The sequence below is a fragment of the Gemmiger sp. genome (assembly GCF_057431175.1).
Window position 1 is genome coordinate 1 of record NZ_DBMDDV010000004.1, and the last position, 26,318, is coordinate 26,318.

General features: G+C 61.4%; 26 protein-coding genes. 8 read left to right on the forward strand and 18 right to left on the reverse strand.

Annotated elements, in window-relative coordinates; all coding sequences use genetic code 11:
* Positions 1-244 precede the first annotated feature (244 nt).
* Together ACZO0A_RS02620 and ACZO0A_RS02625 are read right to left on the reverse strand one after the other, a co-directional pair.
* Positions 245-1,681: a sensor histidine kinase gene (locus tag ACZO0A_RS02620; RefSeq protein ID WP_302377162.1), complete on the reverse strand. Its 1,437-nt coding sequence runs from the start codon at positions 1,679-1,681 to the stop codon at positions 245-247.
* The gene (locus ACZO0A_RS02625; protein ID WP_302377164.1) at positions 1,678-2,367 is read right to left on the reverse strand and encodes a response regulator transcription factor; all 690 of its coding nucleotides are present in this window, start codon (positions 2,365-2,367) and stop codon (positions 1,678-1,680) included. The genes ACZO0A_RS02620 and ACZO0A_RS02625 overlap by 4 nt, the downstream gene beginning before the upstream one ends.
* Before the next feature lie 307 nt (positions 2,368-2,674).
* Between ACZO0A_RS02625 and ychF the strand changes: the two genes are divergently transcribed.
* Both ychF and ACZO0A_RS02635 read left to right on the forward strand, forming a co-directional pair.
* Positions 2,675-3,805 carry a redox-regulated ATPase YchF gene (gene ychF / locus ACZO0A_RS02630; protein WP_215693086.1) on the forward strand — a complete coding sequence of 377 codons (1,131 nt, stop codon included), beginning with the start codon at positions 2,675-2,677 and terminating at the stop codon, positions 3,803-3,805.
* A 13-nt stretch (positions 3,806-3,818) separates the two neighbouring features.
* A complete protein-coding gene (locus ACZO0A_RS02635; protein WP_215693084.1) occupies positions 3,819-4,502 on the forward strand; it encodes a 5'-methylthioadenosine/adenosylhomocysteine nucleosidase in 684 nt (227 codons plus the stop codon).
* Between the two features lie 181 nt (positions 4,503-4,683).
* Here ACZO0A_RS02635 and ACZO0A_RS02640 read toward each other — a convergent pair whose 3' ends face one another.
* Together ACZO0A_RS02640 and ACZO0A_RS02645 are read right to left on the reverse strand one after the other, a co-directional pair.
* Positions 4,684-5,871, reverse strand: coding sequence for a DEAD/DEAH box helicase (locus tag ACZO0A_RS02640; RefSeq protein WP_302375268.1), 1,188 nt, complete (start codon positions 5,869-5,871; stop codon positions 4,684-4,686).
* 95 nt (positions 5,872-5,966) lie between these two features.
* Positions 5,967-6,551 (reverse strand): RICIN domain-containing protein, encoded by a 585-nt coding sequence (locus ACZO0A_RS02645; RefSeq protein WP_291212153.1) that lies wholly within the window; start codon positions 6,549-6,551, stop codon positions 5,967-5,969.
* Positions 6,552-6,805: 254 nt separating this feature from the next.
* Here ACZO0A_RS02645 and ACZO0A_RS02650 point away from each other — a divergent pair, with 254 nt between their 5' ends.
* Entirely contained in the window at positions 6,806-7,210 is a 405-nt protein-coding gene (locus ACZO0A_RS02650; RefSeq protein WP_215693078.1) for a methylglyoxal synthase, read from the forward strand.
* Positions 7,211-7,227: 17 nt separating this feature from the next.
* Here the strand turns inward: ACZO0A_RS02650 and ACZO0A_RS02655 are convergent, their stop codons facing one another.
* Complete coding sequence (locus ACZO0A_RS02655) at positions 7,228-7,407, reverse strand: hypothetical protein (protein WP_291232436.1); 180 nt, start codon at positions 7,405-7,407, stop codon at positions 7,228-7,230.
* Positions 7,408-7,593: 186 nt separating this feature from the next.
* Between ACZO0A_RS02655 and ACZO0A_RS02660 the strand changes: the two genes are divergently transcribed.
* Positions 7,594-8,517, forward strand: a complete 924-nt coding sequence (locus ACZO0A_RS02660; protein WP_302375264.1) for an Ig-like domain-containing protein — start codon at positions 7,594-7,596, stop codon at positions 8,515-8,517.
* 164 nt (positions 8,518-8,681) lie between these two features.
* Here the strand turns inward: ACZO0A_RS02660 and ACZO0A_RS02665 are convergent, their stop codons facing one another.
* Genes ACZO0A_RS02665 through ACZO0A_RS02675 form a run of 3 tightly spaced genes read right to left on the reverse strand, consistent with a single transcriptional unit; the run spans position 8,682 to position 10,407 of the window.
* Positions 8,682-9,236, reverse strand: a complete 555-nt coding sequence (locus tag ACZO0A_RS02665; protein ID WP_215691711.1) for a DJ-1 family glyoxalase III — start codon at positions 9,234-9,236, stop codon at positions 8,682-8,684.
* A 16-nt stretch (positions 9,237-9,252) separates the two neighbouring features.
* Positions 9,253-9,648, reverse strand: coding sequence for a hypothetical protein (locus tag ACZO0A_RS02670; RefSeq protein WP_215691712.1), 396 nt, complete (start codon positions 9,646-9,648; stop codon positions 9,253-9,255).
* A gap of 3 nt (positions 9,649-9,651) precedes the next feature.
* Complete coding sequence (locus ACZO0A_RS02675; RefSeq protein WP_291232237.1) at positions 9,652-10,407, reverse strand: alpha/beta hydrolase; 756 nt, start codon at positions 10,405-10,407, stop codon at positions 9,652-9,654.
* A gap of 142 nt (positions 10,408-10,549) precedes the next feature.
* Here ACZO0A_RS02675 and ACZO0A_RS02680 point away from each other — a divergent pair, with 142 nt between their 5' ends.
* Positions 10,550-11,590 carry a PTS sugar transporter subunit IIC gene (locus ACZO0A_RS02680; protein WP_291232236.1) on the forward strand — a complete coding sequence of 347 codons (1,041 nt, stop codon included), beginning with the start codon at positions 10,550-10,552 and terminating at the stop codon, positions 11,588-11,590.
* A gap of 148 nt (positions 11,591-11,738) precedes the next feature.
* Here ACZO0A_RS02680 and ACZO0A_RS02685 read toward each other — a convergent pair whose 3' ends face one another.
* The 4 genes from ACZO0A_RS02685 to ACZO0A_RS02700 all read right to left on the reverse strand — a co-directional run bounded on the left by ACZO0A_RS02685 (position 11,739) and on the right by ACZO0A_RS02700 (position 16,020).
* Complete coding sequence (locus ACZO0A_RS02685) at positions 11,739-12,170, reverse strand: hypothetical protein (RefSeq protein ID WP_215691715.1); 432 nt, start codon at positions 12,168-12,170, stop codon at positions 11,739-11,741.
* A 69-nt stretch (positions 12,171-12,239) separates the two neighbouring features.
* Positions 12,240-13,031 (reverse strand): GGDEF domain-containing protein, encoded by a 792-nt coding sequence (locus ACZO0A_RS02690; protein ID WP_215691716.1) that lies wholly within the window; start codon positions 13,029-13,031, stop codon positions 12,240-12,242.
* Between the two features lie 153 nt (positions 13,032-13,184).
* Entirely contained in the window at positions 13,185-14,708 is a 1,524-nt protein-coding gene (gene malQ / locus ACZO0A_RS02695) for a 4-alpha-glucanotransferase (RefSeq protein ID WP_302375333.1), read from the reverse strand.
* A gap of 55 nt (positions 14,709-14,763) precedes the next feature.
* The gene (locus ACZO0A_RS02700) at positions 14,764-16,020 is read right to left on the reverse strand and encodes a hypothetical protein (protein WP_302375258.1); all 1,257 of its coding nucleotides are present in this window, start codon (positions 16,018-16,020) and stop codon (positions 14,764-14,766) included.
* A gap of 134 nt (positions 16,021-16,154) precedes the next feature.
* On the opposite strand from ACZO0A_RS02700, the gene ACZO0A_RS02705 reads away from it, so the two are divergent.
* Genes ACZO0A_RS02705 through ACZO0A_RS02715 form a run of 3 tightly spaced genes read left to right on the forward strand, consistent with a single transcriptional unit; the run spans position 16,155 to position 18,986 of the window.
* The gene (locus ACZO0A_RS02705) at positions 16,155-17,306 is read left to right on the forward strand and encodes an alanyl-tRNA editing protein (RefSeq protein ID WP_337757586.1); all 1,152 of its coding nucleotides are present in this window, start codon (positions 16,155-16,157) and stop codon (positions 17,304-17,306) included.
* Positions 17,307-17,320: 14 nt separating this feature from the next.
* Positions 17,321-18,055 carry a tRNA (guanosine(46)-N7)-methyltransferase TrmB gene (gene trmB / locus ACZO0A_RS02710; RefSeq protein ID WP_302375255.1) on the forward strand — a complete coding sequence of 245 codons (735 nt, stop codon included), beginning with the start codon at positions 17,321-17,323 and terminating at the stop codon, positions 18,053-18,055.
* A complete protein-coding gene (locus ACZO0A_RS02715) occupies positions 18,042-18,986 on the forward strand; it encodes a putative ABC transporter permease (RefSeq protein WP_302375253.1) in 945 nt (314 codons plus the stop codon). Before trmB ends, ACZO0A_RS02715 begins: the two co-directional genes overlap by 14 nt.
* Before the next feature lie 172 nt (positions 18,987-19,158).
* Here the strand turns inward: ACZO0A_RS02715 and ACZO0A_RS02720 are convergent, their stop codons facing one another.
* From ACZO0A_RS02720 to ACZO0A_RS02745, 6 genes are all read right to left on the reverse strand, one after another.
* Complete coding sequence (locus ACZO0A_RS02720) at positions 19,159-19,992, reverse strand: ABC transporter permease (RefSeq protein ID WP_215691722.1); 834 nt, start codon at positions 19,990-19,992, stop codon at positions 19,159-19,161.
* Positions 19,980-21,497, reverse strand: coding sequence for an FHA domain-containing protein (locus tag ACZO0A_RS02725; protein WP_302375252.1), 1,518 nt, complete (start codon positions 21,495-21,497; stop codon positions 19,980-19,982). The genes ACZO0A_RS02720 and ACZO0A_RS02725 overlap by 13 nt, the downstream gene beginning before the upstream one ends.
* A gap of 12 nt (positions 21,498-21,509) precedes the next feature.
* On the reverse strand, positions 21,510-21,995 hold the full coding sequence (locus tag ACZO0A_RS02730; protein ID WP_302375250.1) for an FHA domain-containing protein: 486 nt from the start codon (positions 21,993-21,995) through the stop codon (positions 21,510-21,512).
* A 76-nt stretch (positions 21,996-22,071) separates the two neighbouring features.
* Positions 22,072-23,793, reverse strand: coding sequence for an FHA domain-containing protein (locus ACZO0A_RS02735; RefSeq protein WP_302375248.1), 1,722 nt, complete (start codon positions 23,791-23,793; stop codon positions 22,072-22,074).
* 29 nt (positions 23,794-23,822) lie between these two features.
* Complete coding sequence (locus ACZO0A_RS02740; RefSeq protein WP_302375246.1) at positions 23,823-25,163, reverse strand: hypothetical protein; 1,341 nt, start codon at positions 25,161-25,163, stop codon at positions 23,823-23,825.
* A gap of 140 nt (positions 25,164-25,303) precedes the next feature.
* Positions 25,304-26,302: a GGGtGRT protein gene (locus tag ACZO0A_RS02745; RefSeq protein ID WP_078783606.1), complete on the reverse strand. Its 999-nt coding sequence runs from the start codon at positions 26,300-26,302 to the stop codon at positions 25,304-25,306.
* Between the last annotated feature and the right edge of the window lie 16 nt (positions 26,303-26,318).

A 26,318-nucleotide genomic window follows, 5' to 3' on the forward strand; every position in this document is an offset into this window, starting at 1 on the left:
AAAGCATAGTCGGCAACTTCCATCATTTCGTCCAGCGGAAGATTGTACATTTGTTCATTTTCCCAATTGTCGGGTCAATTCCCGGTCTTTCATGTTGGTACCTCCTTTTTGTGGGTTCTGACTATATAGACCCGGGCGGGAGGAGAAATCTTACAGGGTTTCCAAAAAAACCTTCCCCCTTTGGGGGAAGCCTTTCCCGCGTACAAAAAAACAGACGCCGTTTTCACAGCGTCTGTTTTTTGTTTTACTGCCCTGCCGGCAGGGTGAACACGAACCGGCACCATTTGCCTTCCTCACTCTCGGCGTGGATCTGGCCGCCGGACAGGTTTATCAAAATCTTGCAGATGTGCAGTCCCAGGCCGCTGCCGCGGGTGTTCATGCCGCGGGAGCGATCCTCCTTGTAGAACCGCTCAAACACAAAGGGCAGGGCCTCCGGCGCAATGCCCGCGCCGGTATTCTCAATACGCACCTCCACCATGTTGCCGTGGCGCTCGGCGGCAAAGCTGATGGTGCCGCCCGCCGGGGTGAACTTGATGGCATTGTCTACGATGTTATACACGACCTGATGCACAAAATCCGGGTCGGCATAGATCGGCAGCGGGTCGCCGCCCAGCCCCTGTATGTCGATTTTGCCGTCCTCAATGCGCTGCTCGTCGGACAGCACCACGTCGGTGACAGTTTTCCACAGATCGTAAGTCTGGGCGTGGATAGGCACCTCGCCCGCCTCGAGCTTGGTGATGTCCAGCATATTCTGCACCAGCCGTGCCAGGCGGCCTGTCTCCTGCGAGACGATCCCCAGGTAATGCTTGGTTTCTTCCTGCGGAATCGTGCCGTCCAACATGCCGTCGATGAAGCCCTTGATGGTCGTCATCGGGGTACGCAGCTCGTGAGCAATGTTGCCCATGAACTGCCCGCGGGAATTGTCGATGGTTTGCAGCCGCGCGGCCATATTATTAAAAGTAGTCGCAAAGTCGGCCAGCTCCACACAACCGTCCACCGGGGCGCGGGCCGTGAAGTCGCCGCTGCCCAGCCGCCGCGCAGCCTCGCTGATATCCTCGATCGGCCCGGTGATGCGCCGTGCCAGCACCCAACACAGGATGCTGCACAAAATCAGAATAACCGCTGCCGAGATGCCGAACATCGCCAGCATATCGCTCATGTAGCCGCCCAGCGCTGCCATGGGGCTGGCGGCAAACAGGTAGCCGTCCTGCCCGCCCACTGTGATGCGCCGCCCGGCCGTGTAATACTTGGCGCAGTAAACACCGCCCAGCGTGCCGGTCTCAAAGATGTCGCGGCCCTCGTTCAGGTCGTCTATGTACTCGGTTGGCACGCTGCCGCCGGTGAAAGCGTCGTCGCCGGTGTGCAGTAAAATGTTGCCGTCGCCGTCCGCAATGAAAATCAGCGCCCCGGACGCCGTGTTGAACAGTTCAAACCCACTTTGGGCGCGCTCCATAATATCGTCATCCTGCAAAGGCTTTGTGACGATGGAGCCTTCGTCGGCAAACCGCTCACTCAATGCGGCCGCGCCGTTGAGCACATCGGTCAGCGAACTTTTGCGCTCGCTGATGAAGTACGCCGCCGAGAGTGCTGTCTGGATGGCGCACATCACGCTCAGCCCCAGCACAAGCACGGCGGCGATGGTGGCAAAAAATTCGCGGCTGATCGTGTTGCGGCGGCTCATTCCTTGACCTCAAACTTATAGCCGACGCCCCAGACGGTTTTCAGGCTCCACTGCTCGGACGCACCTTCCAGCTTCTCGCGCAGACGCTTGACATGGACGTCGATGGTGCGGGAGTCGCCGTAATACTCAAAGCCCCACACCTCGTCCAGCAGCTGGTCGCGGGTGTACACGCGGTTGGGGTGGCCCGCCAGGCAGGCCAGCAGTTCCAGCTCCTTGGGCGGGGCCTCGACGACTTTGCCCTTGACTTTCAGCTCGTAGCGGTTCATATCGAGGTGCAGGTTGTCGAAGTCGTAGACGCCCTTGTTTTCTTCCTCCTTGGCGGAGGAGCGGCGCAGCACGGCCTTGATGCGGGCCGTGACCTCTTTTGCGTCAAAGGGCTTGACGATATAGTCATCAGCGCCCAGTTCCAGGCCCAGCACCTTGTCATACGTCTCGCCTTTGGCGGTCAGCATGATGATGGGGGTGTTGTCCTTGGCACGGATTTTACGGCAGACCTCCCAGCCGTCCATCACCGGCATCATGACGTCCAGCAGCACCAGATCGGGGTGCAGCTTGTCGAACTCAGCCAGGGCGGCCGCGCCGTCGTGGGCCATCGTTACGTTGTAGCCTTCCTTGACCAGGTACAGGCGGAGCAGTTCGCAGATATTTTTATCGTCATCGACGACCAGAATTTTCTCATTTGCCATCTTGGTTTCCTCCCTAAGCCGCCAGGCGGCAGTTTATAAGGTTATTATACCGCATAATTGTGGACAAAAAAAGAACAGATGACCGTCTTTGTGCAAATTTTTCGTGACAGAACAAATTTATGGTATGCCCCCCTGCCGGGCGTTCTCAATAGCGATTTGGCTGCGCCGCCAGAAATCGCCAAAAGCCGCCACAAGCCCGTTGAAAGCGGTGCATTTCTGTGTTATAATTTAAATAGTATGTCATGATTCAGGGGCAACACCCCCCGCGCGATAAAAAGCAACGACAACAAAGGAGATATAGAACATCATGAAATTGGGCATCGTCGGCCTTCCAAATGTGGGCAAATCCACCCTTTTCAACGCGCTGACCAGCACGCAGAACGCGCAGGCAGCCAACTATCCTTTCTGCACCATCGAGCCGAACTCCGGCATCGTGCCGGTGCCGGATCCGCGGCTGGACAAGCTGGCCGAGATCTGGCAGACCGATAAAAAGACGCCTGCCATCGTTGAGTTTGTCGACATTGCAGGTCTGGTCAAGGGTGCCAGCCAGGGCGCGGGCCTGGGCAACAAGTTCCTGGGCCACATCCGCGAGTGTGACGCCATCGTCCATGTCGTGCGCTGCTTTGATGATGACAACATCATCCACGTCGTCGAGGACGTCAACAAGCCCGAGAGCGTTGACCCCATCCGTGACATTGATGCCATAGACCTGGAACTGATTCTGGCCGACCTGGAAGTCGTCAGCAACCGCCTGGGCCGCCAGCAGAAAGCCGCCAAGACCGGCAACAAGGCCGCCGCAGCTGAGGCCGCCTGGCTGGCCGACCTGGCCGCCTGGCTTGAGGGCGGCAAGCCCGCCCGCAGCTTTGCCTTTGACGAGAGCGACGATGCCGTGAAGGCCACCCGCAAGGAGCTGGGCCTGCTCTCCGCAAAGCCGGTCATCTACGCCTGCAATGTGGGTGAGGACGACCTGCTGGGCGGCCTCGACGAGAACCCCTACTATCCTCTGGTCGCCGCCCGCGCCAAGGAGGAAAACGCCCAGGCTATCCCCATCTGCGCCAAGACCGAGGAGGACATTGCCGGTTCCACGCAGGAGGAAAAAATCGCGTTCTTGCAGGAAATGGGCATCGAGTCCACGGGCCTCGACAAGCTCATCAAGGCCAGCTATGAGCTGCTGGGCCTCATCAGCTTTTTGACGGACGGCAAAAAAGAGTGCCGCGCCTGGACTATCAAGCGCGGCACCAAGGCCCCGCAGGCTGCCGGTAAGATTCACAGCGACTTCGAGCGCGGCTTCATCCGCGCCCAGGTCATTGCCTACAAGGATCTGGAGGACGCTGACTTCAACTACGCCGCCGTCAAGGCCAAGGGCCTGCAGCGCACCGAGGGCAAGGAATACGTCGTGAACGACGGCGATGTCATTGAGTTTTTGTTTAATGTATAAGGAGAATCCGACCATGATTATCGGCATTATGGGCGCCATGCCCGACGAAGTGGACCAACTGTGTGCCCGGCTGGAGAATGTGACCAGAGAGACCTACGCCGGGGTGGAGTACCACTGCGGCACCTTGCAGGGCAAGCAGGTCGTTGTCTGCTGCGCAGGCATGGGCAAGGCCAACGCCGCGTCCACCGTACAGGTGCTGTGCACGAAATACGGCATTGACAAGTTGATTTTTAGCGGCATCGCGGGCAACATGACCAGCAAAATCGGCATCGGCGACGTCTGCATCGGTGAGACGGTCGTCTACCACGACGCCGAGCTGAGTATGATTGCCCAGAGTGCACCGTTCCAGACCGAGTACCACGGCGACCCTGCGCTGGTCAGGGCTGCGCTGGACGCCTGTGCTGCCTGCGGCGTAAAGGCTATTGCGGGCAAGATCGCCACCGGCGACACCTTCGTCGGCGACGCCGAGACGAAAAAAGTCATTGAGGAAAAGTGTCATCCCGACTGTGTCGAGATGGAGGGCGCGGCGGTCAGCCAGGTGGCGGGCCGCAACGGCGTGCCCTGCGTGATTCTGCGTGCCATGAGCGACAACGCCGACGAGAGCGGCTATGAGGTGCTGGTGGTCAAGCAGTTCAGCATCACCGAGTACGTTAAGACGGCAACGGAAATCGTCGCGCGGATGATCGAGAGCGTGTAAGGTTCTACAAAAAATGCACCTGCCTGTGTGGAATAGGCAGGTGCGTTTTTTGTTGTAGGGGGGGCGGCGTCCTCGACGCCCCGCGGAAGGGCAAGGCCCCTCTCTACAATGCCAAAGATAAAGGGGCTATCCCCCTCACGTTGCGGGCCGGGCATGCCCGGCCTCTACGGCTTTTCTTTCCTCAAAAATACGCCTTGATCTGGAACTTATCCTCCTGCCTGGCCTCTTCCACCTTCAGATGCTCGTGGTTGAAGTCAAACTTCACGGCCTTGCAGTCGTCGGTGTTGCGGGTCAGGCGCAGCAGCTGATCCACACGCTTCTGCTCCTCTTTCGTGTAGAACAGGTAGCTTGCGCCCTGCTTGCGGGCGCGGCCCGTGCGGCCAATGCGGTGGGTGTAGTGCTCGTTTTCCTCGGGCACATCGTAGTTGATGACCGCATCCACGTCGGACACGTCGATGCCGCGGGCGGCCACATCGGTGGCGACCAGCACATCGATTTTCCCGGCCTTGAACCGCGTCATGATGCGGTTGCGCTCGGCCTGGGACAAATCGCCGTGCAGACAGTCCACATTGAAATTCAGCCGGGCCAGCTGGTTGGCCAGCATACCGGTGTTGTACTTGGTGTTGCAGAAGATCATGACCCGCTTGTAGCCCTCGTCAATGATGATCTGGGCGGCGTCGGCCAGCTTGTCGCGGCCGGTGGTCAGCAGCTTGTACTGGGCAATTTTCGGGCTGGAATCCTCCACCGGCTGCACGCTGACCTCAGCGGCGTTGTGCTGGTAGAGCCAGCCAATGTCCAGCACCTCACGGCTGATGGTGGCCGAGAACATCGACAGGCTCTCGCGGTGCTTCATCAGGTCGATGATGTACTTGACGTCCTTGTAGAAGCCCATGTTCAGCATCTCGTCGGCCTCGTCCAGCACGACGGTCTTGACGTCGGACACATCAATGGCGTGGTGGCGGTAGTGATCCATCAGGCGGCCCGGCGTGGCAACAACGATCTGGCAGCCCTGCTTGAGTTGACGCTGCTGCTTGTCCATGCCCGCGCCGCCGTAGACGCAGACGATTTTGATGGCAGGCAGAAACTGCGCCAGGTTTTGCAGGTCCTGGGCGATCTGCTGGGCCAGCTCACGCGTGGGGCTTAGGATGACGGCCTGCGGCTTGAGGCTGCCGGGGTCAACCCTGGACAGGATGGGGATACCGAACGCTACGGTTTTGCCGGTCCCCGTGGGGGCCTTGGCAATCATATCGTGCCCGCCCAGCATCAGCGGAATGGCCTTTTCCTGAATTTCGGTCATATCGGTAAAGCCCATCGCCTGCGTAGCGCGGATGATCTCGGGCGAAACATTGGTAAGTTCGGTAAACTGCATGGTTGGTACTGCCTTTCGGTTTTTCTTTTTATTATAACAACATTTTTCCGTTCCCGCAACAGAAAAAAAGCTTCCCCCGCAGGGGAAGGCTTTTCTCACTTGTTCTTACTTGTCCGCCGGGCGGCTTTGCCGGACGTTTTCTTCTCCGTCTGGGTGCGGGTCGTCTTGGGGGCGGCTTTCCTGGTGCCGGGCTTCGGGGCCGGTGGTTCCTTGTCCAGCAGGCGCGCGGGCACGGGATCCAGCTTCCACAGCTGGTTCTCGCCAAACACATCCTGCCAGATCTGGGCCTGGGTGCCGTTGTCCACGCGCATACCCACCAGGTCAATGACCTTGTCGGCCAGCACATTGCGCAGCTTCACCTTGCCGCCGCCTGCGTCCACAAGCTGCCAGCGCTGGCCCGCCCCGGCGGTCTGGCTCCACTGGTGGACCCAGGTGCCGTTGCACACGCCGGACATGGCCAGGTCCATGACCTTGCCGGTAAAGCGGTTCTTGATGCGGTACTCGCCCTCGCCTGCTTCCACAAACTGCCACTGCTGCCAGGGTTGGCCTTCGTAGCTCCACAGGCGAACGGACGCGCCGTTCTCGGTGTTGAAATCAGCCACTTCCAGCACACGGCCGTTGGCGGCGGCAATGGTGTAGTACGCATCCGGGCGGATGACGGTCTGGGCAGATTTCTTCATGGTTGAGCCTCCTTTTAGACAGAATACGATACAATGTTCTGTCCGTTTTTTTCATTATAGCACAACTGCGCCGCGCGGTTTCACCAAATTTTTGTTGCCGTCTTTAGCTATTACGCCAATATTTGTAAGGATATCGCGCAATTTTTGGCAATTTTTGCGGCCACGGCACTTGCAATTTTTATTCATACGTTATATTATATAGTATATGCTTGTTGTTCAGCCGCGCGGCGGCTTGTAGAGGGAGAGTTTCAGCCATGAGAATTGCCTTGATTGCCCACGATTCCCGCAAGGAATTGATGGCCCAGTTCTGCACGGCCTACGTGCGCATTTTGTCGGAGAATGACCTGGTCGCCACCGGTGTGACCGGCAAGATCGTCCATGACGCCACCGGCCTGCCGGTGCGCACGCTGTACCCGGGCGGGCGCGGCGGTGCCGAGCAGATTGCCGCCATGATCGGCTGCGGCGAGGTCGATATGCTGCTGTTCTTCCGTGACCCGGTGGGTGCCAAGCCCGGCGAGCCCAACGACATGACGCTGCTGCGCCTGTGCGATATGCACACCATCCCGGTTGCCACCAACATTGCCACCGCCGAGGTCCTCATCCACGGCCTGGAGCGCGGCGACCTGGCCTGGATCGAATTGCAGCGCGGGAGAAAATAAAATAGCAACGCCCCGGTTCACGTTCTTTCGTGAACCGGGGCGTTTTTAGTGGTGACTTCTTTATAATCATGCCCCAGCGCGTTGGTGTAGTTATCCTTATTGTCGGAATGGGCGGAAATGGGGGTATAATCGGGCAATAGCCCCCACGCCCCATAGTTGTAGGGGGCGGCGTCCTCGACGCCCCGCACGTTTGCCACCCACCGCCGTTTCGGGTAATTACCAGGCTCTCTCCCCCGCAGAGGGAGATAAACACGGCGGGCCTGCATTTCATCCCGATTCACCGTCGTTTCATCCCGCTTTGCCTGCAAAATCTCTCCCTTCGCGGTACACTGAAACCAACATAGGGGGCTACACCCCACCGAACCACAAAGGAGAATGCAGCTATGAAAAACACGAAATCGGTTCATCCCCACAAGCTGGCCGCTGCGGCGGTCATCCTTGCCTGTATGCTGGGTGCCGGGCTGACCGGCTGCAGCACCACCATCAAGCGGGCGGCCCCGCAGAGCGTTACCGCCAGTGAAGCCGCCACGCCGGAAACCGCCCCCACTGCCACGCCTGCCCCCACCGCGGCGGCCACCCCGGCCCCGACGGAAGCGCCCATCGTGCCCACCAGCGTGACGCTGGAACAGGAGGGCGGCATTTTGAACAAAGGCATGACCTGGACGCTGCACGCCACCGTCCTGCCCGAGGACGCCGCCGACAAGACCCTACACTGGACGTCCAGCGACGAGGGCGTTGCCACCATCGACGACAACGGCATTATCACGGCGCTGGCCCCGGGCCAGACGACCATCACCGCCGCCAGCACGGCGGGCGAGGCGTCCACCACCTACAACCTCGTCGTGCAGGAGGTCGTCAAGTGCAGCTACTGCGGCCTGACCGGCCACGCCGCCGACAACTGCACCGCCGCCAAGCAGGCCGCCATTGTGCAGCAGCAACAGCAAGCCGCCGCCGAGCAGGCTGCCGCCCAATCGGAGGAGGAAGCCCAGCCTGCCGCCGAACAGCCCGCTGAAGCAGCCCCCGCCCAGGACTACGCCGTGACCGCCAAGGGCGACCGCATCTACCCCGAGGGCAGCCCCGACATCCCCGAAGGCGGCGTGGTGCAGCGCCCCGACGGCTCGTTCTATGTAAAAGGCCCCCGCAATGTGATCTTTGGCTACGAGGAAGGCGACCCCGACCCCAATATGCCAGCATGGACCGGCCTGTGCGTGTTCTGCGGCGACGACGACCACGACGTCTACCACTGCCCCATCCTGGACGCCCAGGAAAACCCGGACGCGTTCTTGATCGAAGATTGGGAGAAGTAATGCGTTTTTTATAAGCCTTCCCCCTGGGGGGGAAGGTGGCCGAAGGCCGGATGAGGGGCGGACTTGCCACGTCAACCCAGTCATGGGCAATCATGGCAAAGCCGCCCCTCATCAGTCCGCTTCGCGGACAGCTTCTCCCGAGGGAGAAGCCATTTTCTTATTGGTTATTGGTACACGATTGCGGTCTTTACCTTATTCGCCGCATCGGCCCCGGCCAGCGTCCGGGCCAGGGCCAGGGCAAAGGGGATCGCCGCGCCCAGGGCTTCACCGGTGATGATGTTGCCGTCGATGGTGATGGGCAGGCCGGTGTAGCTGGCCCCGGCGGCGGTCAGGTCGGCGTCCATGCCCGGGTAGACCGTGGCTTTTTTGCCGCCCAGCACGCCAAATGCCGCCAGCGCCGTGGGCGCGGCGCAGATGGCCGCCACGATTTTGCCCTGCGCGGCAAAGTCTGTACAGACCTTGCGCACCGTGGCGTCGGCTTTCAGGTTCGGCACGCCGGGGATGCCGCCGGGCAGGATGCAGGCGTCAAACGCCGCGTAGTCCAGTTCCTCGGCCAGGGCGTCCGCCACAACGTTGACCTGCCGGGCGCTCTTGACGATGCGCTCCCCGCCCACCGCCGCGATGGTCACTTCGACCCCCGCGCGGCGCAGGATATCAACGCAGAGCAGCCCCTCGCACTCCTCCAGCCCCGGGGCAAAAAAGATGACAGCTTTAGACATAATACACACTCCTTGTTTAAGTAAACGGGTGAAACGACTTTGTGATGCGCCAGATCAGCGGCAGCGGGGTTTGCAGGCCGCGCAGGGTCTGCACCAGCCCGACGAGGGACAGGGCATCTACCAGCAGCGTCAGCGTCAGGCCCAGCTCGCTGCAATGCGGCAGAAAGCCAACGCAGGCGCAGACTGTGGCCAGCGCCAGCACCACAAGGCCCTGGTTCAGGTGGAACTTTACAAAGGCATCGTGCCGCTGTTTGCAACAGGCGGGTATCAGGATCAATACATTTAAATAGCACAGCGCCGCCAGCAGCCGGGTCTTGCGCGGCGGGGTATCCGGCGCGGGGGCGGGCCTGGCCGCCGGGGCGGCGGGCGCAGGGGGCGCGGGGCGCTTTTTCTTTTTGTGTGATTTTGCCACGGGCTACCTCCATCCAAACAGGAATTTGAAGCAGCGGCCCAGCTGCCGCCGCCAGTCGGCCTCGCAGTGTTTGCCGTCCAGCTGGCAGTAGGGGTAGACCGCCGCGCCCTGCGCAGTCAGCAGGTTGGTGACTTCCAGCGCTTTGGACGTGTACTGGGCCAGCGCGTGGCGGCCTTTGCCCTCGCGCTCACCCCAGCTGATGTAGACCCGCGTGCCGGGGGCCAGCTTTGCCTTTTTGATGTCGGCCTTGACTTCGGTAAAGCTGAACCGCACCGACGGTGACAGACAGGCCGCGCGGCTGAACGTCGCGTTGTGGGCCGTGACGCCGTACAGGCTCATCAGCCCGCCCATGCTGGACCCGCCGATAGCCGTGTTGCCGCGGTCGGGCAGCGTGGGGTATTTCGCGTCGATGAGGGGTTTTAGCTCGTTGACCATCCAGTCCAGATACGCCTTGCCCCGGCCGTGGATGGCGTTTTCCTGCCAGGTGAAGTCGTAGGGGCTGTACTCTTCCAGCCGGGCGTTGCCCTCGTGGTTGCACTCGGGCGCGACGATGATGGCCTCGCCGTGGGCGTCCATGTATTCTTTCAGCCCCCAGCAGGTGCCGTAGGTGGCCGTGGAATCAAAAAACAGGTTATGCCCATCAAACATATAGACGACCGGGTAGCGATTGCCGGAGGTCTGCCAGCCGTCGGGCAGGTAGACGAAGGTGTTGCGATCCAGCCCGAAGGGTGTGATGTGGGCGGTGAAGGTTTCGACCATAGGGTATCTCCCCCTTTTACACAAATTTTCTATTATTGTAGCGCATTTGCCCGGCTTTTTCAACAAAAATTGTGCGGGGTGGGTTGTATTCTGCGCGGCAAAATGTTACTCTTCTTTTAGCAAAAGAAGAGGAGTGTGTAAAATGGAAAATATCCGCGCATTTTTAAAGCGCAAGGACGTTATTATCTCGGCGCACCGCTACGGCATCGACGCCATGGGCGCGATGGCGCAGGGGCTGTTCGCCAGCCTGCTGATCGGCACCATCATCAAGACGCTGGGCCAGCAGACCGGCATTGCATTCTTGGTCACGGCGGGCGGCTATGCGGCGGCGGTCGCAGGCCCGGCCATGGCCGCATCCATCGGCTACGCGCTGCACGCGCCGCAGCTGGTTTTGTTCAGCCTGATTGCCGTCGGCGGCGCCGCCAATGAGCTGGGCGGTGCAGGTGGCCCGCTGGCCGTCTACCTGATCGCCATTGCGGCGGCGGAGATCGGCAAGCTGGTCAGCAAGGAGACAAAGGTCGATATTCTCGTCACCCCGGCTGTGACGATTTTGGTCGGCGTAGGTCTGAGCGCACTGTGTGCCCCGGCCATCGGTGCGGCGGCGTCCGCCGTGGGCAGCGTCATCATGTGGGCGACCGAATTGCAGCCGCTGCTGATGGGCATTCTCGTCTCGGTCCTCGTCGGCATGGCGCTGACGCTGCCGATTTCCAGCGCGGCCATCTGCGCGGCGCTGGGCCTGACCGGCCTTGCGGGCGGTGCGGCCGTAGCCGGCTGCTGCGCCCAGATGGTGGGCTTTGCCGTGATGAGCTATAAAGAAAACGGCATCGGCGGCCTGGTCAGCCAGGGCCTGGGCACCAGTATGCTGCAGATGCCCAACATCCTGCGCAACCCCCGCACCTGGATCCCGCCGACGCTGGCAGCGGCCATCACCGGCCCCATTGCTACCTGCCTGTTCCATCTGGAAATGAACGGCCCGGCCGTGTCCAGCGGCATGGGCACCTGCGGTCTGGTCGGTCAGATCGGCGTGTACACCGGCTGGGTCGAGAGCGGCAAGGTCATCACCGCCTTTGACTGGACCGGCATGGTGCTGGTCTGCTTCATTCTGCCCGCTGTGCTCAGCGTCATCTTCTGCGAGGTGCTGCGGAAGAAGGGCTGGATCAAAGAGGGCGATCTGAAATTGTAAGTAAAGAGGCTTCCCCCGAGGGGGAAGCTGTCTGCGAAGCAGACTGATGAGGGGCGGGTTTGCCATTATTGCCCATAAACGGGTTGTAACGGCAGGCCCGCCCCTCATCCGGCCTACGTCCACCTTCCCCCAAGAGGGGGAAGGCTTTTTACACGAAACCGCGCCAGGTCTGCTCGGCCTCGCTTTGGAAGCAGCCCAGTTCATGGCAGAGCTGCATGGCCCCGGGGCTGGCCGTGGGGTAGTCTTTCTCGGCGCGCTTGCAGTCCAGCACGCCCTGGCCGCTGCCCTCGGCCAGCATTGTGGCCAGGTTGCGGGTCGATTTGTCCATCATCGTCCGGGTGCGGATGCCCATGCTCACGCTCATCCTGGCAGCAGCGCTCTGGCCGTGGGCCTCGGCCCCGATGGCATCCAGCGCCGTGTGCGCCGCCTGGTTGAAACGCCGGTACTCCCGCTTCTGGCGCATCATCTCATCCTTCAATTTCTGGTCGTGGGTCAGGCCCATCAGCTCATCCAGCGTGTTCTTGCCCATCTCGGTGTTCTGGACAATTTCCTGCAGCATTTTTTCATTATCGGTCTGCATAACAAAATCCCCCTTGTGTACGTTTGGCGGTCAATGCCAGTATGTACACAAGGGGGATCGTTTATTCAGTTACAGGCGCTGCTGTGCCAGCGAGAGGGTCATGTCCCAGGACGCCGTCTCGCCCCACTCGGCGGAGGCGATCTCCACCGTGAAGCTGCCGCGGCGGGACAGCGAAATGTTGAACTCCCGGCGGGAATCGTTCATCGCCTCGCGCACGGTCTGGGCCATCCTGGCGGCGGGCGTTCCAATGGTGACGATAGCGAAGAAACCGTCGTTCAGGCGCGCCAGCACGGCCTTGTCGTGGTCAGGGCCGACAGCCAGCTGTAAGATACCCGCCGCCATGTTCAGGCAGCAGTTGGCGGCGGAGTCGTTTTCATGCTCGCGCAGTTGCCAATACTCGTTGACGCGGACCATCACGACGCCGACCGGCGTGCCGCTCATGGCAGCGCGCTCGGCAATGGGGCGGTACTGTTCGTTCAGGTAGACTGCGTTGTACGCGCCGGTCACGTAGTCGCGGCGCAGGTCGTCCTGCATCTGGCTCAAGGTGCGGATGAAGGAATCCTCCGCCCCTTCGGCCTGCAGGCTGCGGGGCAGCGGCATCTGCATCAGCAGCATACAGGGGGTGCCCTCCACGTTGATGCCCTGGGCCAGCACGGTTTCCAGGCCGTCATTCCCCTTCACGACCTGCATACCGCGGCCGGTGCTGTCCAGCGCAGGCATGGCGGCCACCTTGTTCAGCGGCTGCAGGGTGGCGGGGTCCAACAGACCCATGCGCGGGTCTGCCAGCGTAACATTGTCAAAAACCTGCTGCAGGGCGGTCATTTCTGCCTGCAATTCGGCAATGGTGTAGTCCTGTTTCATTTTGTTTCCTTCTGCCGTGTGTTCCGGCATTGTGGCCTATACAGCTTTTCTCTCGTAACTCATATAGTTTACCACAATGCCGGCAATTTTCCTAGCCTTGCATTGCACAAAGATTTTTCGGCCAGGCGAAAAATACCATGCGAACTACACAAATTATTTATCGGTATGACGGAAGTACCGCACCGCCATGGTGCGCATTTCCTTTGCCAGCGCGGGGGTCAGCTTTTTGGCGTCGGCGCGCCACTGCCAGTTGCCCTGGGCCATGCCCGGGGTGTTCATGCGGCTGGCAGCGGGTTCCTCCAGCCAGTCGGCCATCGGGATAATCGCCAGCGCCGCCGTGCTGGCCTGCACGCCGCGCAGCATACCGCGCACAATGCCCTCCTGCTTGGTCAGAACGAAGTATTCCTCCACCTGCTTGCGCTGGGCAGGGGTCAGTTCCTCGCCGAACCAACCGGAGAGGGTGTTGTTGTCGTGGGTGCCGGGGTAGGCCACGCAGTTGCGCGGGTAGTTGTGGGGCAGATCCACGCTGTCCTCGCCGGTAAAGGCGAACTGCAATACTTTCATGCCGGGGAAGCCGCTCTCCGCCAACAGCTGGCGGACCGAGTCGAACATCTCGCCCAGGTCCTCGGCCACGATGGGCAAGCTGCCCAGGGCGTTGTGCAGCGCGCGGAACAGATCCATGCGGGGACCCTGCTCCCAGCGGCCATTGCGGGCGGTCGTCTCCCCTGCCGGGATGGCCCAGTAGGTGTCGAACCCGCGGAAGTGGTCGATGCGCAGGATGTCATAGATGGACAGCGCATGGCGGATGCGGCGGATCCACCAGGCATAGCCGGTGCTGCGGTGGTAGTTCCAGTCGTAGAGCGGGTTGCCCCACAGCTGGCCGTCGGCGGCAAAGTAGTCCGGCGGGCAGCCTGCCACGCGGCGGGGCTTGCCCTCGGCGTCAGTCTCGAACAGCTCGCGGCCTGCCCAGGCGTCGGCGGAATCCGCTGCGACGTAGATGGGGATATCGCCCATGATGGCAATGCCCTTGGATTTTGCATAGGCGTGCAGGCTGCGCCACTGGCGGTCGAACTCGTACTGCAAAAATGCCCAGAACTCGATCTCCTCGGCGTGCTCGGCTCTGAACCTGGCCAGGGCTTCCGGCTCACGGACGCGCAGGGCGCGGGGCCACTGTTGCCAGTCCACCATGCCGTTGTCCTCTTTGATCGCCATGTACAGGCAGTAATCGGGCAGCCAATCGCTGCTCAAAAATTGGAAACGATACCAATCGTCCGAGTAAGGGGTGTCATAGCCGGGGACCGGGCGCTGCCGCATAAAGTTGTGGTAGGCCTTGCGCAGCACGGTAAAGCGCTTTTCATACAGGGTGCCGTAATCGACCTTGGCGGCATCGCCGCCCCAGTTGATGTTCGCGTAGTCCTTTTTGGTCAGCAGGCCGTCGGCGGCCAGCAGATCCAGATCGATAAAATAGGGGTTGCCCGCAAAGGCCGAGCAGCTCTGGTAGGGGCTGTCGGCGTAGCCCGTGGGGCCGACCGGCAGAATCTGCCAGATCGTTTGCCCCGCCCTAGTGAGAAAGTCCACAAAATCACGAGCCGGTTTGCCCATGCTGCCAATGCCATACCCGCCGGGCAGGCTGGAAATCGGCATCAAAATACCACTGCAACGTTTAAATTCCATGATGTTCCTCTTTTCCTTCGATAAAGGCTTCCCCCTTGGGGGGAAGGCATGGGGTTTATTACTCCGCCGTCTCCCCTGCCCCCAGCGCTGCCAGCGCCGCCTTTACAAACGCTGTGCGCTCGGCTTTGGTGCGGCTCTCGCTGCCTTGCAGGGCCAGTTCATTGGCGGTCAGGGCGTCGGCAGTTGCGGCGTCCAGCGCGGTGCCGGGCAAAATGCCTATACCCGCCTGTTCCACCTGCATGGCCCCCAGCGCCGTTGCATCCGACGCCGTGTTCCAGGGGGTGATGACCCCCAGCGTCTCAGTCAGGGCGTCCTCGCCCTCGCCGTTGGAGTAGAGCCACAGCGCGGCACCCTTGGCGGCTTTCAGGCCGTCAGCGCTGGTACCTGCGTTGATGGCAATGCAGCCAACGTCAGCCAACACCGGGTAATCCAGCAGACCATCCAGGTTGTACTCCTCGGTGGTCAGATCGCTCTCGTCAAAATTGCACTTGAACGGCACCAGCACCATGCCCTGGCAGGCGTCGCTGCCGTACTCGGCCAGCAGGTCGGTCAGTTTGGCACGGCGGAACACCGCATTGGCCTCGCTGTCGGCCATGTTGTCCCATTCCAGCACCACGGCGCTGTACACACCGTTCAGCGGGCCTGTCAGGGCGTCGGCAGTGTAGGTGCCGTCGGCAGCCAGGATGGCGGCGCTGTACCCGGCGGCGCGGTCGGCAGGCTGGGCAAACACGCCGGTGGCTTTCACGGCGTCGGGCTTTGTCTCGGGCAGGGTGTAGTCCTGGCCGGAGAGCGTTACCACAGCAGCTTTCGGCGCAGCCAGCCAGGCGGAGAGTATCTCGACGAAGTCGCTCCACTCGTCCCAGGTCGCCCCCTGCAGCGCCGTCACGGCGTCATCGCCCAGCAGGGCGGTCAGCGCGTCTTTGCTGGCCCAGTAGCCGTACAGGCTGCGGCCCAGCGGCAGGGTGTTGGCGTTGTCAGTGATGTCAGCCCGGGCGGCAGCTGCGGCCAACAGCGTGTCGCTGGTCACATCCAGCAGGCTGCCGCCGGAGGCGTGATCCACCAGCAGCAGGTCGGCCGCGCCGGCGTCGTCCGTCTCGGTCAGCGCTACCCCCTGGGCATCGGCGTAGGCCCTGGCCGCCGGGGCCAGCGACGCCGACGCATAGACAGTCAGCGATTGCGGCGCGGCGGTGGGAGCCGTCTCAATGGTCGCGGTATTTTCGGCGGGCAGCACGGCGGCCTGTACGTCGGCCAGCGAGCACCCCGCCAGCAGCAGCGCAGGCAATGCCAGCGCCGCAGCAGTTTTCCTAGTTTGCATTACGCAGTTTTCCCTCATAAATGGTTGTAAAATTTCAGGCTATCCTTTATTATATAGGATAAGATAACTTTTTTCCACACCTGTTTTATGTTATAATAAAAAAAATCGCAAAATTTTGAAAGGTTCTGCCTATCGTGACACAAAAATTATACGAAACAGATTCCTATGTGCAAACGTTCACCGCGCAGGTGCTGGCCTGTACCCCGGTACAGGGCGGCTTTGCGGTCGTGCTGGACCGCACGGCCTTCTTCCCCGAGGGCGGCGGCCAGCCCTGCGACACCGGTACATTGGGCGCAGCGCGTGTGCTGGCCGTGCATACCGACGGTACCACCATCACCCACACCACCGACGCCCCGCTGACTGTGGGCGGCACCGTGGAGGGCTGCATCGACTGGCCCGCACGGCTGGACGCGATGCAGCAGCACACCGGTGAGCATATTTTAAGCGGTACGCTGCACCGATTGTTCGGGGCCGAGAACGTCGGGTTCCACATCGGCACGCCCTATGTGCGGATGGACACGAGCATTCCGCTCACCGCCGCACAGCTGGCCCAGGCCGAGGCTGAAGCCAATGCCGCTGTGCGTGCCGACACCCCGGTGCGCTGCTGGGTGCCCGACCCGGAAACGCTGGCCCACACCGAGTACCGCAGCAAAAAAGCGCTGGACGGCGACGTGCGGCTGGTGGAGGCCGGCGGCGACTGCTGCGCCTGCTGCGGCACGCACCTGGCCCGCACCGGCGAGGTCGGGCTGATCAAGATTATCTCGTATGCCCACTACAAATCCGGTATGCGGCTGGCCGTGGCCTGCGGGCAGCGCGCCTATGACGCCGTTGCAGGCATCTGGGCCGACACCGAGGCCGCCGGGCGGCTGCTAAGTTCGCCCGTTGGCTCCCTGGCTCCGGCACTTGAACGGCTGCAAAACGGCGAGGCGGTACTGAAAGCCCGCCTGGCCGCGCTGCAAAACACGCTGGCAGATGCTTACGCCGCCGCAGCGGAACCGGGCCAGCCCGCCGTGCTGTGGGTGGACGGTGCCGACGGCGACGGCCTGCGCCGTGTGGCAATGTCCATCACAGCCAAGACCGGCGCGGCCTGCTGCACTTTAGCCCCCGGCGGGCAGGGCCTTGCCTATGCGCTGGCCTCTGCCCCGGGCGGCGATCTGCGCGAGACCTGCAAAGCGCTGAACGCGGCCTACCAGGGCCGCGGCGGCGGCAAACCAGGCTTTTGCCAAGGCAGCCTGGCGAGCGGCAGTTTTGAACAAGTGAAAGTTTTTTTGTTGAATACATTGTAAGGAGACACCCCACCATGCGAATGCGTTTTAAACCCTATGCCCGGCCGGAGCTGCTGGCCTGCGATTTCCACGTTCACGAGCCGCTGACCCACGGCGGCCACTGGCACGAGCTGTACGCCCGGCCCGACCAGCCCTGGCACCTGGAGCTGGGCTGCGGCAAGGGCGGATTTTTGGCCCAGATCGCCCCGGCCCACCCGGATATCAATTACCTCGGCATCGACATTACCGACAAGGTGCTGATCCTCGCCAAGCGCAAGGTCGAGGCCGCCTATGCAGAGCGCGGTATTCCCTCCGACAACGTGAAAATCGCCAGCCTGGACATTGAGCGCCTGGGCAATGCCTTCACACCAGACGACCGTGTTTCGCGCATCTACATCAATTTCTGCAACCCGTGGAGCAAGAACGCCGGCAGCAATAAGCACCGCCTGACCCACCCGCGCCAGCTTTTGCAGTACCGCGGCCTGATGGATGAGGGCGCGGAGATTTGGTTCAAGACCGACGACGACGACCTGTTCCGGGACAGTCTCTCTTACTTCCCCGCCGCCGGGTTTGAAATTACCTGGCAGACCTTTGACCTGCACAAAAACGAGCCGGACTGGAATCTGCGCACCGAGCACGAGGGCATGTTCAGCGAGCAGGGCATCCCCATCAAGGCGCTGATTGCCCGCAAAGGCCCCGACAGCGCCGTGACCTGGGTGGAGCCGAAAGCTCTTGCCAAACAGCAGGAGGGCGAAGATGCCGCCGAGTGAATTTGTCGTTAAGACCGTCTACTGGTTTTTCCTGTACGGCTGCATCGGCTGGGGCGTCGAGGTCGTTTACGCCGCCATCAAAGAGCACAAGCTCGTCAACCGCGGGTTTCTCTGCGGGCCGATCTGCCCGATTTACGGCTTCGGCATGGTGGGGCTGGTGTACAGCGTCAGCCTGATCCCGATGCCAAGCAGCGGCAGCATGAGCGCCGTTGCCATCTTCTTTATCGGCATGATTCTGACCACCGCCATTGAGCTGGTGGGCGGCTGGGCACTGTTCAAAGTCTACCGCATCCGCTGGTGGGACTACTCTAACATGAAGTTCAACCTGGGCGGCTACATCTGCCCGCAATTCTCGCTTTTGTGGGGGCTGGGCAGCGTGCTGATGATCAAAGTCGTACACCCGCTGCTGGCCCGCGGCTCCAACCCGATGCCGTTCAAGGCCATGCTGATTTTGGACATTGTGCTGTTCATTTTCTTTGTGGCGGACGTCATTGTTTCCACCGCCGCCGCCATCGGCCTGAACAAGTACCTGCGGGAAATCGATGAGCTGCGTGCCCGCCTGCGTGTGACCAGCGACAAACTGACCACCGTGCTGGGCACCAGCGCCATGACCGCAGACGCGATTCTGGACGAGCAGAAATTGCAGCTGGCCCTTGCCAAGCTGGAGGGCCGCGAGAACGCTGCCGAGCTGCGGGCCGAAGTCACCGCCCGCGTGGGCGAACTGCGGGAGAAGCTGACCGCCGCCGACCACGACTTTATCGGTGCGCACCGTCTGCTGCGGGCTTTCCCGGATATGAAGAGCCTGAACTACGCCGACACGCTGGCCGCGACCCGCGCCGCCACCCAGCGCCTGCGTGAGCTGGCCGCCGCTGCAAAGGCCGCCGCCAAAGAGACCGCCGCGAATGCTGCGGAAAAAATCAAAAAGGCATAATTTTCAACAAATACGCCCCGAGCTGTTAAAAGCTCGGGGCGTTGGTTTATGTTGTACTAAAGCAAGCGGCCGGAATCCCCCAGTCCGCTTCGCGGACAGCCCCTTTGACAGAGGGGCCATTAAAGCTTCCCTTGTTAAAGCGAGGTCGGAGAAATTCCGCCCGCACCGCCTCTTATGCCTTCTTCCTGTCGAACGCGATCTGCAATACCAGCCAGGCCGCTACAAGGCAGACTACCGAAATCAGCCCCAGCATCTGCCAGGAGTGGGTCAGGTTTTCAACAGTCGCGTCGTACATCGGGCCGTCCAGCCCGGCTTGCAGCCAGGCCATGCGGCTGTTCAGGTCGGTGGATGCGCCCAACGCACCCATGCCCCAGCGGCAGACAATGATGTTGGAAATCGTCGCCGCCGCACCAGTCACAGTGAACATAACATTGCTGAACACGACCTGCCCAATCATCAGCACCAGCACAGCCAGGATCGCGCTTTCACCGTTGGTGAACAGCGCCGAAATCAGCAGGCCAACGCAGCTGGACGAGAACATCGTCAGCAGCAGCGTGACAAAAATCTCCATGTCGGTTTCCAGCAGCAGGTGGTTCTGCGGCACATGGACGATGGACACAAACCCCAGCGCCAAAATGGCCGCCTGGGCAATTTCCACCAGCAGCAGCACCGCCGCCTTGCTCAAAACAACGGCCTGCAGGCTGACGCCGACCGAGGCTTCGCGCAGGATGATCTCCCGCTCCTTACAAATTTCGCGGTAGGAGTTCAGCGTGCCCATAAACGTCGCCATGGCGGCCAGAATGAACAGCGCCGTGCGGCTGCCGATGTTGACAAGGTTCGAGGTAAAGCAGTTGGGGTCCGCCGTCAGCTTGACGACCAGCACCATAAACGGCGATTGCAGCGCCAGGCTTGCCAGCAGCAGCTTGTCGTTCCAAATCAGCTGCAGATTGCGCTGGATCAGCACCCCAAGCTGGCGCAGGAACTTCAAAAATTTTACTGGCTGCATCGTTTATCCGCCTCCTGCGCTGCCTCCGGGCAGGCCGCCAGCAGGCGGTTGAACTCGGGGGTCGTGTAATATTTTTCGCGGTACAGTTCAATTTGCTCCGGATCGCGCAGCTTTTCAAAGATATCGCTGGTCATTTCCACATCAAAATAGTCGTTCAGCTTCTCGGGCGCACCGTAGTAGCATAGCACGCCGCCCACGCCCAGAAATGCGATTTTGTCACATAGGTTGATGTTGGACATATTGTGTGTGACCATCAGCACTGTGCAGTTCTGGTGGCTCAAACGGCGGCACAGCTCCATCATGCTGCGGTCCAAATCAGGGGAAAGGCCGCTCGTCGGCTCGTCCAGAATCAGCAGCCGCGGGTTGGCCAGCAGCTCCATCGCAATCGAGACACGCTTTTTCTGGCCGCCGGACAGGCGGGAGATAAACGTTTTCTCGCGGCCCTGCAAATCGACCGCCTCGATGGCGTGGGCCACAGCGGCGGCGATTTCGGCGCGGGTCGCGTCGTGGGCAATGCGCAGCTTGGCCGTGTAGGTCAGGCTTTGCTCCACGGTCAGGTTGTCATGCATGATGTCTTTTTGCGGCACATAGCCCAGCGCGGCCTCAAAGGCGTTGCGGTTGGAGCGGGTGTCCAGCCCATCAAACCGCACGCTGCCCGCCGTACAGGGGGCTGTGCCGGTGATGCAGGTCAGCAGGCTGGATTTGCCCGTGCCGGACCCGCCCACCAGCACCACAAAGCTGTTCGGCTCCACCTGAAAGCTCGTTCCGTCCACGATGTTCAGCGGGCGGCCTGTGTTGGCATTTTTTACCGTTTTGTACACATTTACAAGTTGGATACTAATGCCGCTCTGGTGCGCGTGGTAGTGCAGCATCCCGCCGGTAAAGGCGAAAACCTGCGCAGGGACGTTGATGACCGCGCCGTTGCGCAGCACCGTGCGGGTCACACGCACGCCGTCCACATAGGTGCCGTTGGTCGAGCCGAGGTCGTGCAGTTCGTAGTGGCCGTCTTTGTACAAAATCTCGCAGTGGTGGCGGGAGACGCGGTCACTGACGAGCTTGATGTCGCAGTCATCGCCGCGGCCGATGAGCACCCGCTTCTTGCGGCGGACGTCCACCTCCCGCAGGACGGCGTCGGAGGTCTGTTCTTTTATCGGGGTCGCGCCGTCGCCCTGCACGTTGGTGATTTCTTCCACGCGGAAGGTGATTTCCTGCGTGTCGGCGTCGCCGTCTGTGTTCAAACCGATGACATCGCCGCTCTGCAGGACGCTCGTCTCACCGGAGTCCAAATAGCGATTGTTGAACCAGGTACGGTAGTCGCTGCCGTCGTCGGTGACGACCCACCGGCCGTTCTCGAAGGAGACGGTGAACTGGTTATCGCCCACACTGTTGCGGCGCAGCACGTACTCACACTGGGCGCTGCGGCCAAAGCGGTAGCTGCCCGCAGGCAGTGTGATACGCTGTTTGTTGCGCAGTTCCGTAATTAAAATGACGATCTCACTTGTCATGGCGCAGCCCCCTTACCAATGGAAGTCTGCACCGCAAAACGGCACAAATTGCAGCGCGGCACCGCCCAGGCGCAGCACTTCCCCGCCGGTCAGCGGCTGGGGTTCCAGCAGGGCATCCTCGCCCAGGTAGCAGAGTTCCTGGGAGGAACCGGGCAGCAGCGTGAAGGCGTTCTTCTCGGCATCGTAGGCGACGGCGGCCTGGCGGGCGCTCAAGGGCGCGTCGGCGCTTAAGGTAACCGGCGTGCCGTCGGCGTCCAATCCCAGAAAGCTGCGGCCGATGCCCAGCCGCAGGTCACGGCCCTTGGCCACGCCGTCCAGCACCACCAGCCAGCCGGCCACCGGCCCCGCCGGGGCCGCCTTGTCCACGGCGGCGGGCTGCTCGGCCTCGCCCTCATGGACGATAGAATGGTCTTTCAGCAGTTCGGTGTTGCAATAGGGGCATTCGGGGTATTTGTCGCTGTCGTAAAAATGGCCGCTTTCGCATTTGGATAGCTTCATAAGAAGGCTCCTTTGTGTGGTTTTTCGATGCAGGGGGGGCGGCGCTCTCGACGCCCCGCGGAGGGAGCAAGCCTCCCTACAAAACTAACCTTATCGTCGTCTTGCCGATGCGCAGGGTATCGTTATTTTGCAGGCGGTGTTCGCCCTCAATGCGTTCACCGTTCACATACACCTTGGCCCGGTCGGTCAGCGTCTGCACCAGCAGCGAGTCCCCCTGGGCCGCCAGCACGCAATGCTGGGGTGAGAGCTTGCGATCCGGGATGCACAAATCGCACTGGGCTGCATCGCTGCCGATGATAAGGCTGCTCTCCACCATACCGGCCCAGCGGCTCTCGGCGATGGAGGGCCGCTGGCTCCAGAACAGCGTGACCCAGCGGCGCGGCAGGGCGTCCGGCTCCCCCGCCCCGGCCAGCAGGTGTTCGGCCTCGGCCTCTTTTTCGGCAGCGCGGTCACGGCGGCGCACACCGTACCAGCTGCCGAACAGCGTCAGCAGCAGCACGGTGGCCAGCAACAGCGGCACCCGGAACCGCGCAAAATAAAATTTCTTATCTCGCGGCCAGACGACCACTTTAAACGTCGCCGTCTGCCGGTTGCTGCTGACGTTGGCGGCGCTCATCTTGCTGGAGACCCGGTTCAGCGCCACGGTGTATTCGCCCTTGTACAGCGGCTCGATCTCCAGTGTTGCGGTGCGGCCATCCTCGGCAATTTCTACCGATTTGACCTGCACGCGCCAGTTCCAGATATCCTTGGAGCGTATCTCGTAGAGTTGTATCTTGTCGGCATTCTCGTGGATGGGCTGGTTGAAGGTCAGGCGCAGCTTGTCGCGCCGCAGCGTCTCCACGTTCGTGACCTGGGGTTTTGTGAGTTTGTAGCCCATGTAAACGGTCTGGCTGTTCTTGATGGCACTGCCCAACTGGGGCATGGCCAGCGTCAGCGTTTCCAATCGCTCGCCGTACATACTCTCGGGGACCTCGGTGCGGATTTCCAGTGCTGTGGCAAAATAGGCCTGTTTTTTCTTCAGTTCATCCCCCAGCGTCGATGCTTCACACAGCACCAGCTTACCGTCTGCCGCCTGTGCCAATGTTTCAAAAAACTTCGGTTCTTCGGTCATCAGGTAGACGTAGGCCGCCATGCCGATCTGGTCGCCGACATCGCTGGCCAGCGTGCCGAACAGCGCCATATTGGACAGCACCTGCCCGGCATCGGTCACGATCATGGCCGCTTTACGGGGGGCCAGCGCCTGGTAGTCGCTCTGTATCTCACTGTATACGGCCGAGACAAGCTGCGCTGTATCCATACTGCCCTCAGCCTGCTGGATATGTGCCAGTGCCTTGTACATCAGGTCTTTGTCCGATGTGGCGGGCAGCACGCATTCGGTCGCCCCCGCCGTCGTGTACAGCATCAGCTGGTCATTCTCGCCCATCACCGCGATGAGCTTGCGTACGCCGCCCAGCATTGTGTAAAAGTCTGCTGTGCTGATGCCGCTGCTGTTATCCAGCGCGACGATATAGCAAATTGGGTCATTGGCAATGCCTACTGACCGTACCTCGAGCTTGCGGTCGCCCAGCGTCAGTTCTGGCCCGGCGGCCTGCACCTGGATGGAGGAATAGGGGTCGCCGTCGCCGTTCAGTGCGTAGAAATACACATCCAACTCCGGCACGTTGACGTAGGCCTGTTCCATTTTAAAGGTGCCCGCGCCGGTCACGCCAACGGTGGTATCCGCCGCCGCGCCAAAGGCGCACAGTGCCGCCAGGGCCAGCACAGCCAGCAGGCAGCACCAGAGTTTATGCAGTCTCACGGGCATCCCTCTTTTCTGATCGACAGCGCCTACACGCCAAGTTTTTTATGTAAGGCACGCAGCGCCATGATAGCCTTGCGGCGGCGTTTGGTCTGGGGTCTGGCGGGGGCGGGCATGGGGGCCGGGGCCGAGGCGGGCACGGCGTCCCCCCCGTCCTCATCGTCGTCTGCCAGCGTAAAGCTGGGCATGACCGGCTTGTGGGGCACTGGTGCGGGGGGCGCACCCTCGTCCAGAATCGGCTCGCCCTGCTGGCGCAAAATCGGATAGGAGAAAATTGCGCCGGGTATCTCAACTTCCTCGTTGGGGTCGCCGGGCTGGGCTTTCGGCTCGGTGTCAAAATAGTCGGGCGACGGCGTCACAACGGTGTTCGTGCGCGGCTCATCGTCGTCCATGCCGGGGGCCACCACGCGGTTCGTCGTCTCGTCAGCGGCGGGCTGGGCCGGGGTATCGGGTTCCGGCTCGCTGTCCCGCAGGGCCGAGGCCGCCGCATCCACCTTGAGGGCCGACAAATCGAGCTGCGGCTCGGCGTCGGCCTCCTCCAAATCCTCTTTGTGGACGATCAGCGGCGCGGTGCGGCTGGCGTAGTCCTGGGCCTTCTGCAGATCCCCAATGACTTTTGCCAGGTAGTCCATCATCTCACCGCGGGCTTTCTCCATCTCGGTGATGCGGCTCTTCAGGTCTTGCAGCCGCAGGCGGTGGGCGTTCTGTATCTCCCGCGTTTCATCGGTGGCAGACTGCACCATCTGGCGCGCCTGGGCAATGGCCTGTTCCCGGGCCAGCTGGTCGATGGCCTCGGCTTTCAGGTTCGTGTCCTTGATGATCTTGTCAGCGTCATCCTTGGCCTGCTGACGGATGCGGGCAGCCTCGGTCTCGGCATCGGAGATGACCTTGTCGCGGTCGGCCAACACCTGCTGGCGGGCCTGGTCATGGGCGCGACCCTTGACCCGCAGGGCGGAGTTTGCCTCCTCGCACTGCTCGGTCAGTTCCTTATTTTCCCGCACAAGGTCGCTGTTTTTCAGCCGTAGCATATCCACCTGATTTGTCAGCGAGTGGTTGCGCTCTTTGGCAGTGGAAAACTGGGTTTCCAGGTTGGCGCGGTAGCTTTGCAGCTTGTCTACCTGCCCGGCCAACGTTGCGTTCTGGCCAGAAAGCGTCTGGTTCTGCATCATCAGGTTTTGGGCGTGGCGGCGCAGGGCGTCGTTCTCCTGCCGGGCAGCGCGGGCCTCGGCGGCAGCTGCCGCCAGATGCTGCTCATAGTCGGCGCAGAGGTCCAGCATGGCCTGGCGCACATCCTCCGGCTCATAGCCGCCGAACCGCGCCTTGCGCATACCGCTCTGTTCTATGTAGTTGTCGATGTCAATTTTGGGCATTGGTAGTTTCTCCCAAGATAAATTTACACATACTCGATTTTATTATAGAACATGATACGCTGTAAAGCAAGTAAAACCCACAAAAAAGCCGCCCTTTCCTTGCGGAAAGGGCGGCGAAAAGCCTAATGGTTCAGTTCAAATCAAGCGTTGGCCTGAGAAGCAGCAACAGCGCAGGCGACGGTCATGCCGACCATCGGGTTGTTGCCGGCGCCGATCAGACCCATCATCTCGACGTGAGCCGGGACGGAGGAAGAACCAGCGAACTGGGCATCACCGTGCATACGGCCCATGGAGTCGGTCAGACCGTAGGAAGCGGGGCCTGCAGCGACGTTGTCCGGGTGCAGGGTACGGCCCGTGCCGCCGCCGGAAGCGACGGAGAAGTACTTCTTGCCGTTCTCGATAGCCCACTTCTTGTAGGTACCGGCGACCAGATGCTGGAAGCGGGTGGGGTTGGTGGAGTTACCGGTGATGGAAACCTCAACGCCCTCAGCCTTCATGATGGCAACGCCTTCCAGAACGTCGTTGGCGCCGTAGCACTTGACAGCAGCGCGCTCGCCGTCGGAGTAAGGGATGGTCTCGACGACCTTCAGCTCGCCGGTGGCGAAGTCGTAGTCGGTCTTGACGTAGGTGAAGCCGTTGATACGGCTGATGATCTGGGCAGCGTCCTTGCCCAGGCCGTTCAGGATGACGCGCAGGGGCTCTTTGCGGACCTTGTTGGCGGTACGGGCAATGCCGATAGCGCCCTCAGCGGCGGCGAAGGACTCGTGGCCAGCCAGGAAAGCGAAGCAGTGGGTGTCCTCATGCAGCAGCATGGCACCCAGGTTGCCGTGGCCCAGACCGACCTTGCGCTGCTCAGCGACAGAGCCGGGGATGGTGAAAGCCTCGAGGCCCTCGCCAATGGCGGCGGCGCAGTCAGCAGCGCTCTTTAGGCCGCGCTTGACGGCGATAGCGGTGCCCAGGGTGTAAGCCCAGACGGCGTTGTCGAAGCAGATGGGCTGGATGCCGCGGATGATCTTATCGCAGTCGATGCCCTTGGCCAGCAGCATTTCGTTGCAGGCGTCAAGGCTCTCCAGGCCGTTGGCCTTGAGGCAAGCCTCGATCTTGGGCATACGGCGATTCTGGGATTCAAAAGTTGCCATAATCTATGTTCCTCCC

Coding starts and splice junctions, on each gene's coding strand:
- ACZO0A_RS02620 (WP_302377162.1), bottom strand. CDS start 1,681: ATGAGCCGCCGCAACACGATCAGCCGCGAATTTTTTGCCACCATCGCC.
- ACZO0A_RS02625 (WP_302377164.1), bottom strand. CDS start 2,367: ATGGCAAATGAGAAAATTCTGGTCGTCGATGACGATAAAAATATCTGC.
- ychF (WP_215693086.1), top strand. CDS start 2,675: ATGAAATTGGGCATCGTCGGCCTTCCAAATGTGGGCAAATCCACCCTT.
- ACZO0A_RS02635 (WP_215693084.1), top strand. CDS start 3,819: ATGATTATCGGCATTATGGGCGCCATGCCCGACGAAGTGGACCAACTG.
- ACZO0A_RS02640 (WP_302375268.1), bottom strand. CDS start 5,871: ATGCAGTTTACCGAACTTACCAATGTTTCGCCCGAGATCATCCGCGCT.
- ACZO0A_RS02645 (WP_291212153.1), bottom strand. CDS start 6,551: ATGAAGAAATCTGCCCAGACCGTCATCCGCCCGGATGCGTACTACACC.
- ACZO0A_RS02650 (WP_215693078.1), top strand. CDS start 6,806: ATGAGAATTGCCTTGATTGCCCACGATTCCCGCAAGGAATTGATGGCC.
- ACZO0A_RS02660 (WP_302375264.1), top strand. CDS start 7,594: ATGAAAAACACGAAATCGGTTCATCCCCACAAGCTGGCCGCTGCGGCG.
- ACZO0A_RS02665 (WP_215691711.1), bottom strand. CDS start 9,236: ATGTCTAAAGCTGTCATCTTTTTTGCCCCGGGGCTGGAGGAGTGCGAG.
- ACZO0A_RS02675 (WP_291232237.1), bottom strand. CDS start 10,407: ATGGTCGAAACCTTCACCGCCCACATCACACCCTTCGGGCTGGATCGC.
- ACZO0A_RS02680 (WP_291232236.1), top strand. CDS start 10,550: ATGGAAAATATCCGCGCATTTTTAAAGCGCAAGGACGTTATTATCTCG.
- ACZO0A_RS02685 (WP_215691715.1), bottom strand. CDS start 12,170: ATGCAGACCGATAATGAAAAAATGCTGCAGGAAATTGTCCAGAACACC.
- ACZO0A_RS02690 (WP_215691716.1), bottom strand. CDS start 13,031: ATGAAACAGGACTACACCATTGCCGAATTGCAGGCAGAAATGACCGCC.
- ACZO0A_RS02700 (WP_302375258.1), bottom strand. CDS start 16,020: ATGCAAACTAGGAAAACTGCTGCGGCGCTGGCATTGCCTGCGCTGCTG.
- trmB (WP_302375255.1), top strand. CDS start 17,321: ATGCGAATGCGTTTTAAACCCTATGCCCGGCCGGAGCTGCTGGCCTGC.
- ACZO0A_RS02715 (WP_302375253.1), top strand. CDS start 18,042: ATGCCGCCGAGTGAATTTGTCGTTAAGACCGTCTACTGGTTTTTCCTG.
- ACZO0A_RS02720 (WP_215691722.1), bottom strand. CDS start 19,992: ATGCAGCCAGTAAAATTTTTGAAGTTCCTGCGCCAGCTTGGGGTGCTG.
- ACZO0A_RS02725 (WP_302375252.1), bottom strand. CDS start 21,497: ATGACAAGTGAGATCGTCATTTTAATTACGGAACTGCGCAACAAACAG.
- ACZO0A_RS02730 (WP_302375250.1), bottom strand. CDS start 21,995: ATGAAGCTATCCAAATGCGAAAGCGGCCATTTTTACGACAGCGACAAA.
- ACZO0A_RS02740 (WP_302375246.1), bottom strand. CDS start 25,163: ATGCCCAAAATTGACATCGACAACTACATAGAACAGAGCGGTATGCGC.
- ACZO0A_RS02745 (WP_078783606.1), bottom strand. CDS start 26,302: ATGGCAACTTTTGAATCCCAGAATCGCCGTATGCCCAAGATCGAGGCT.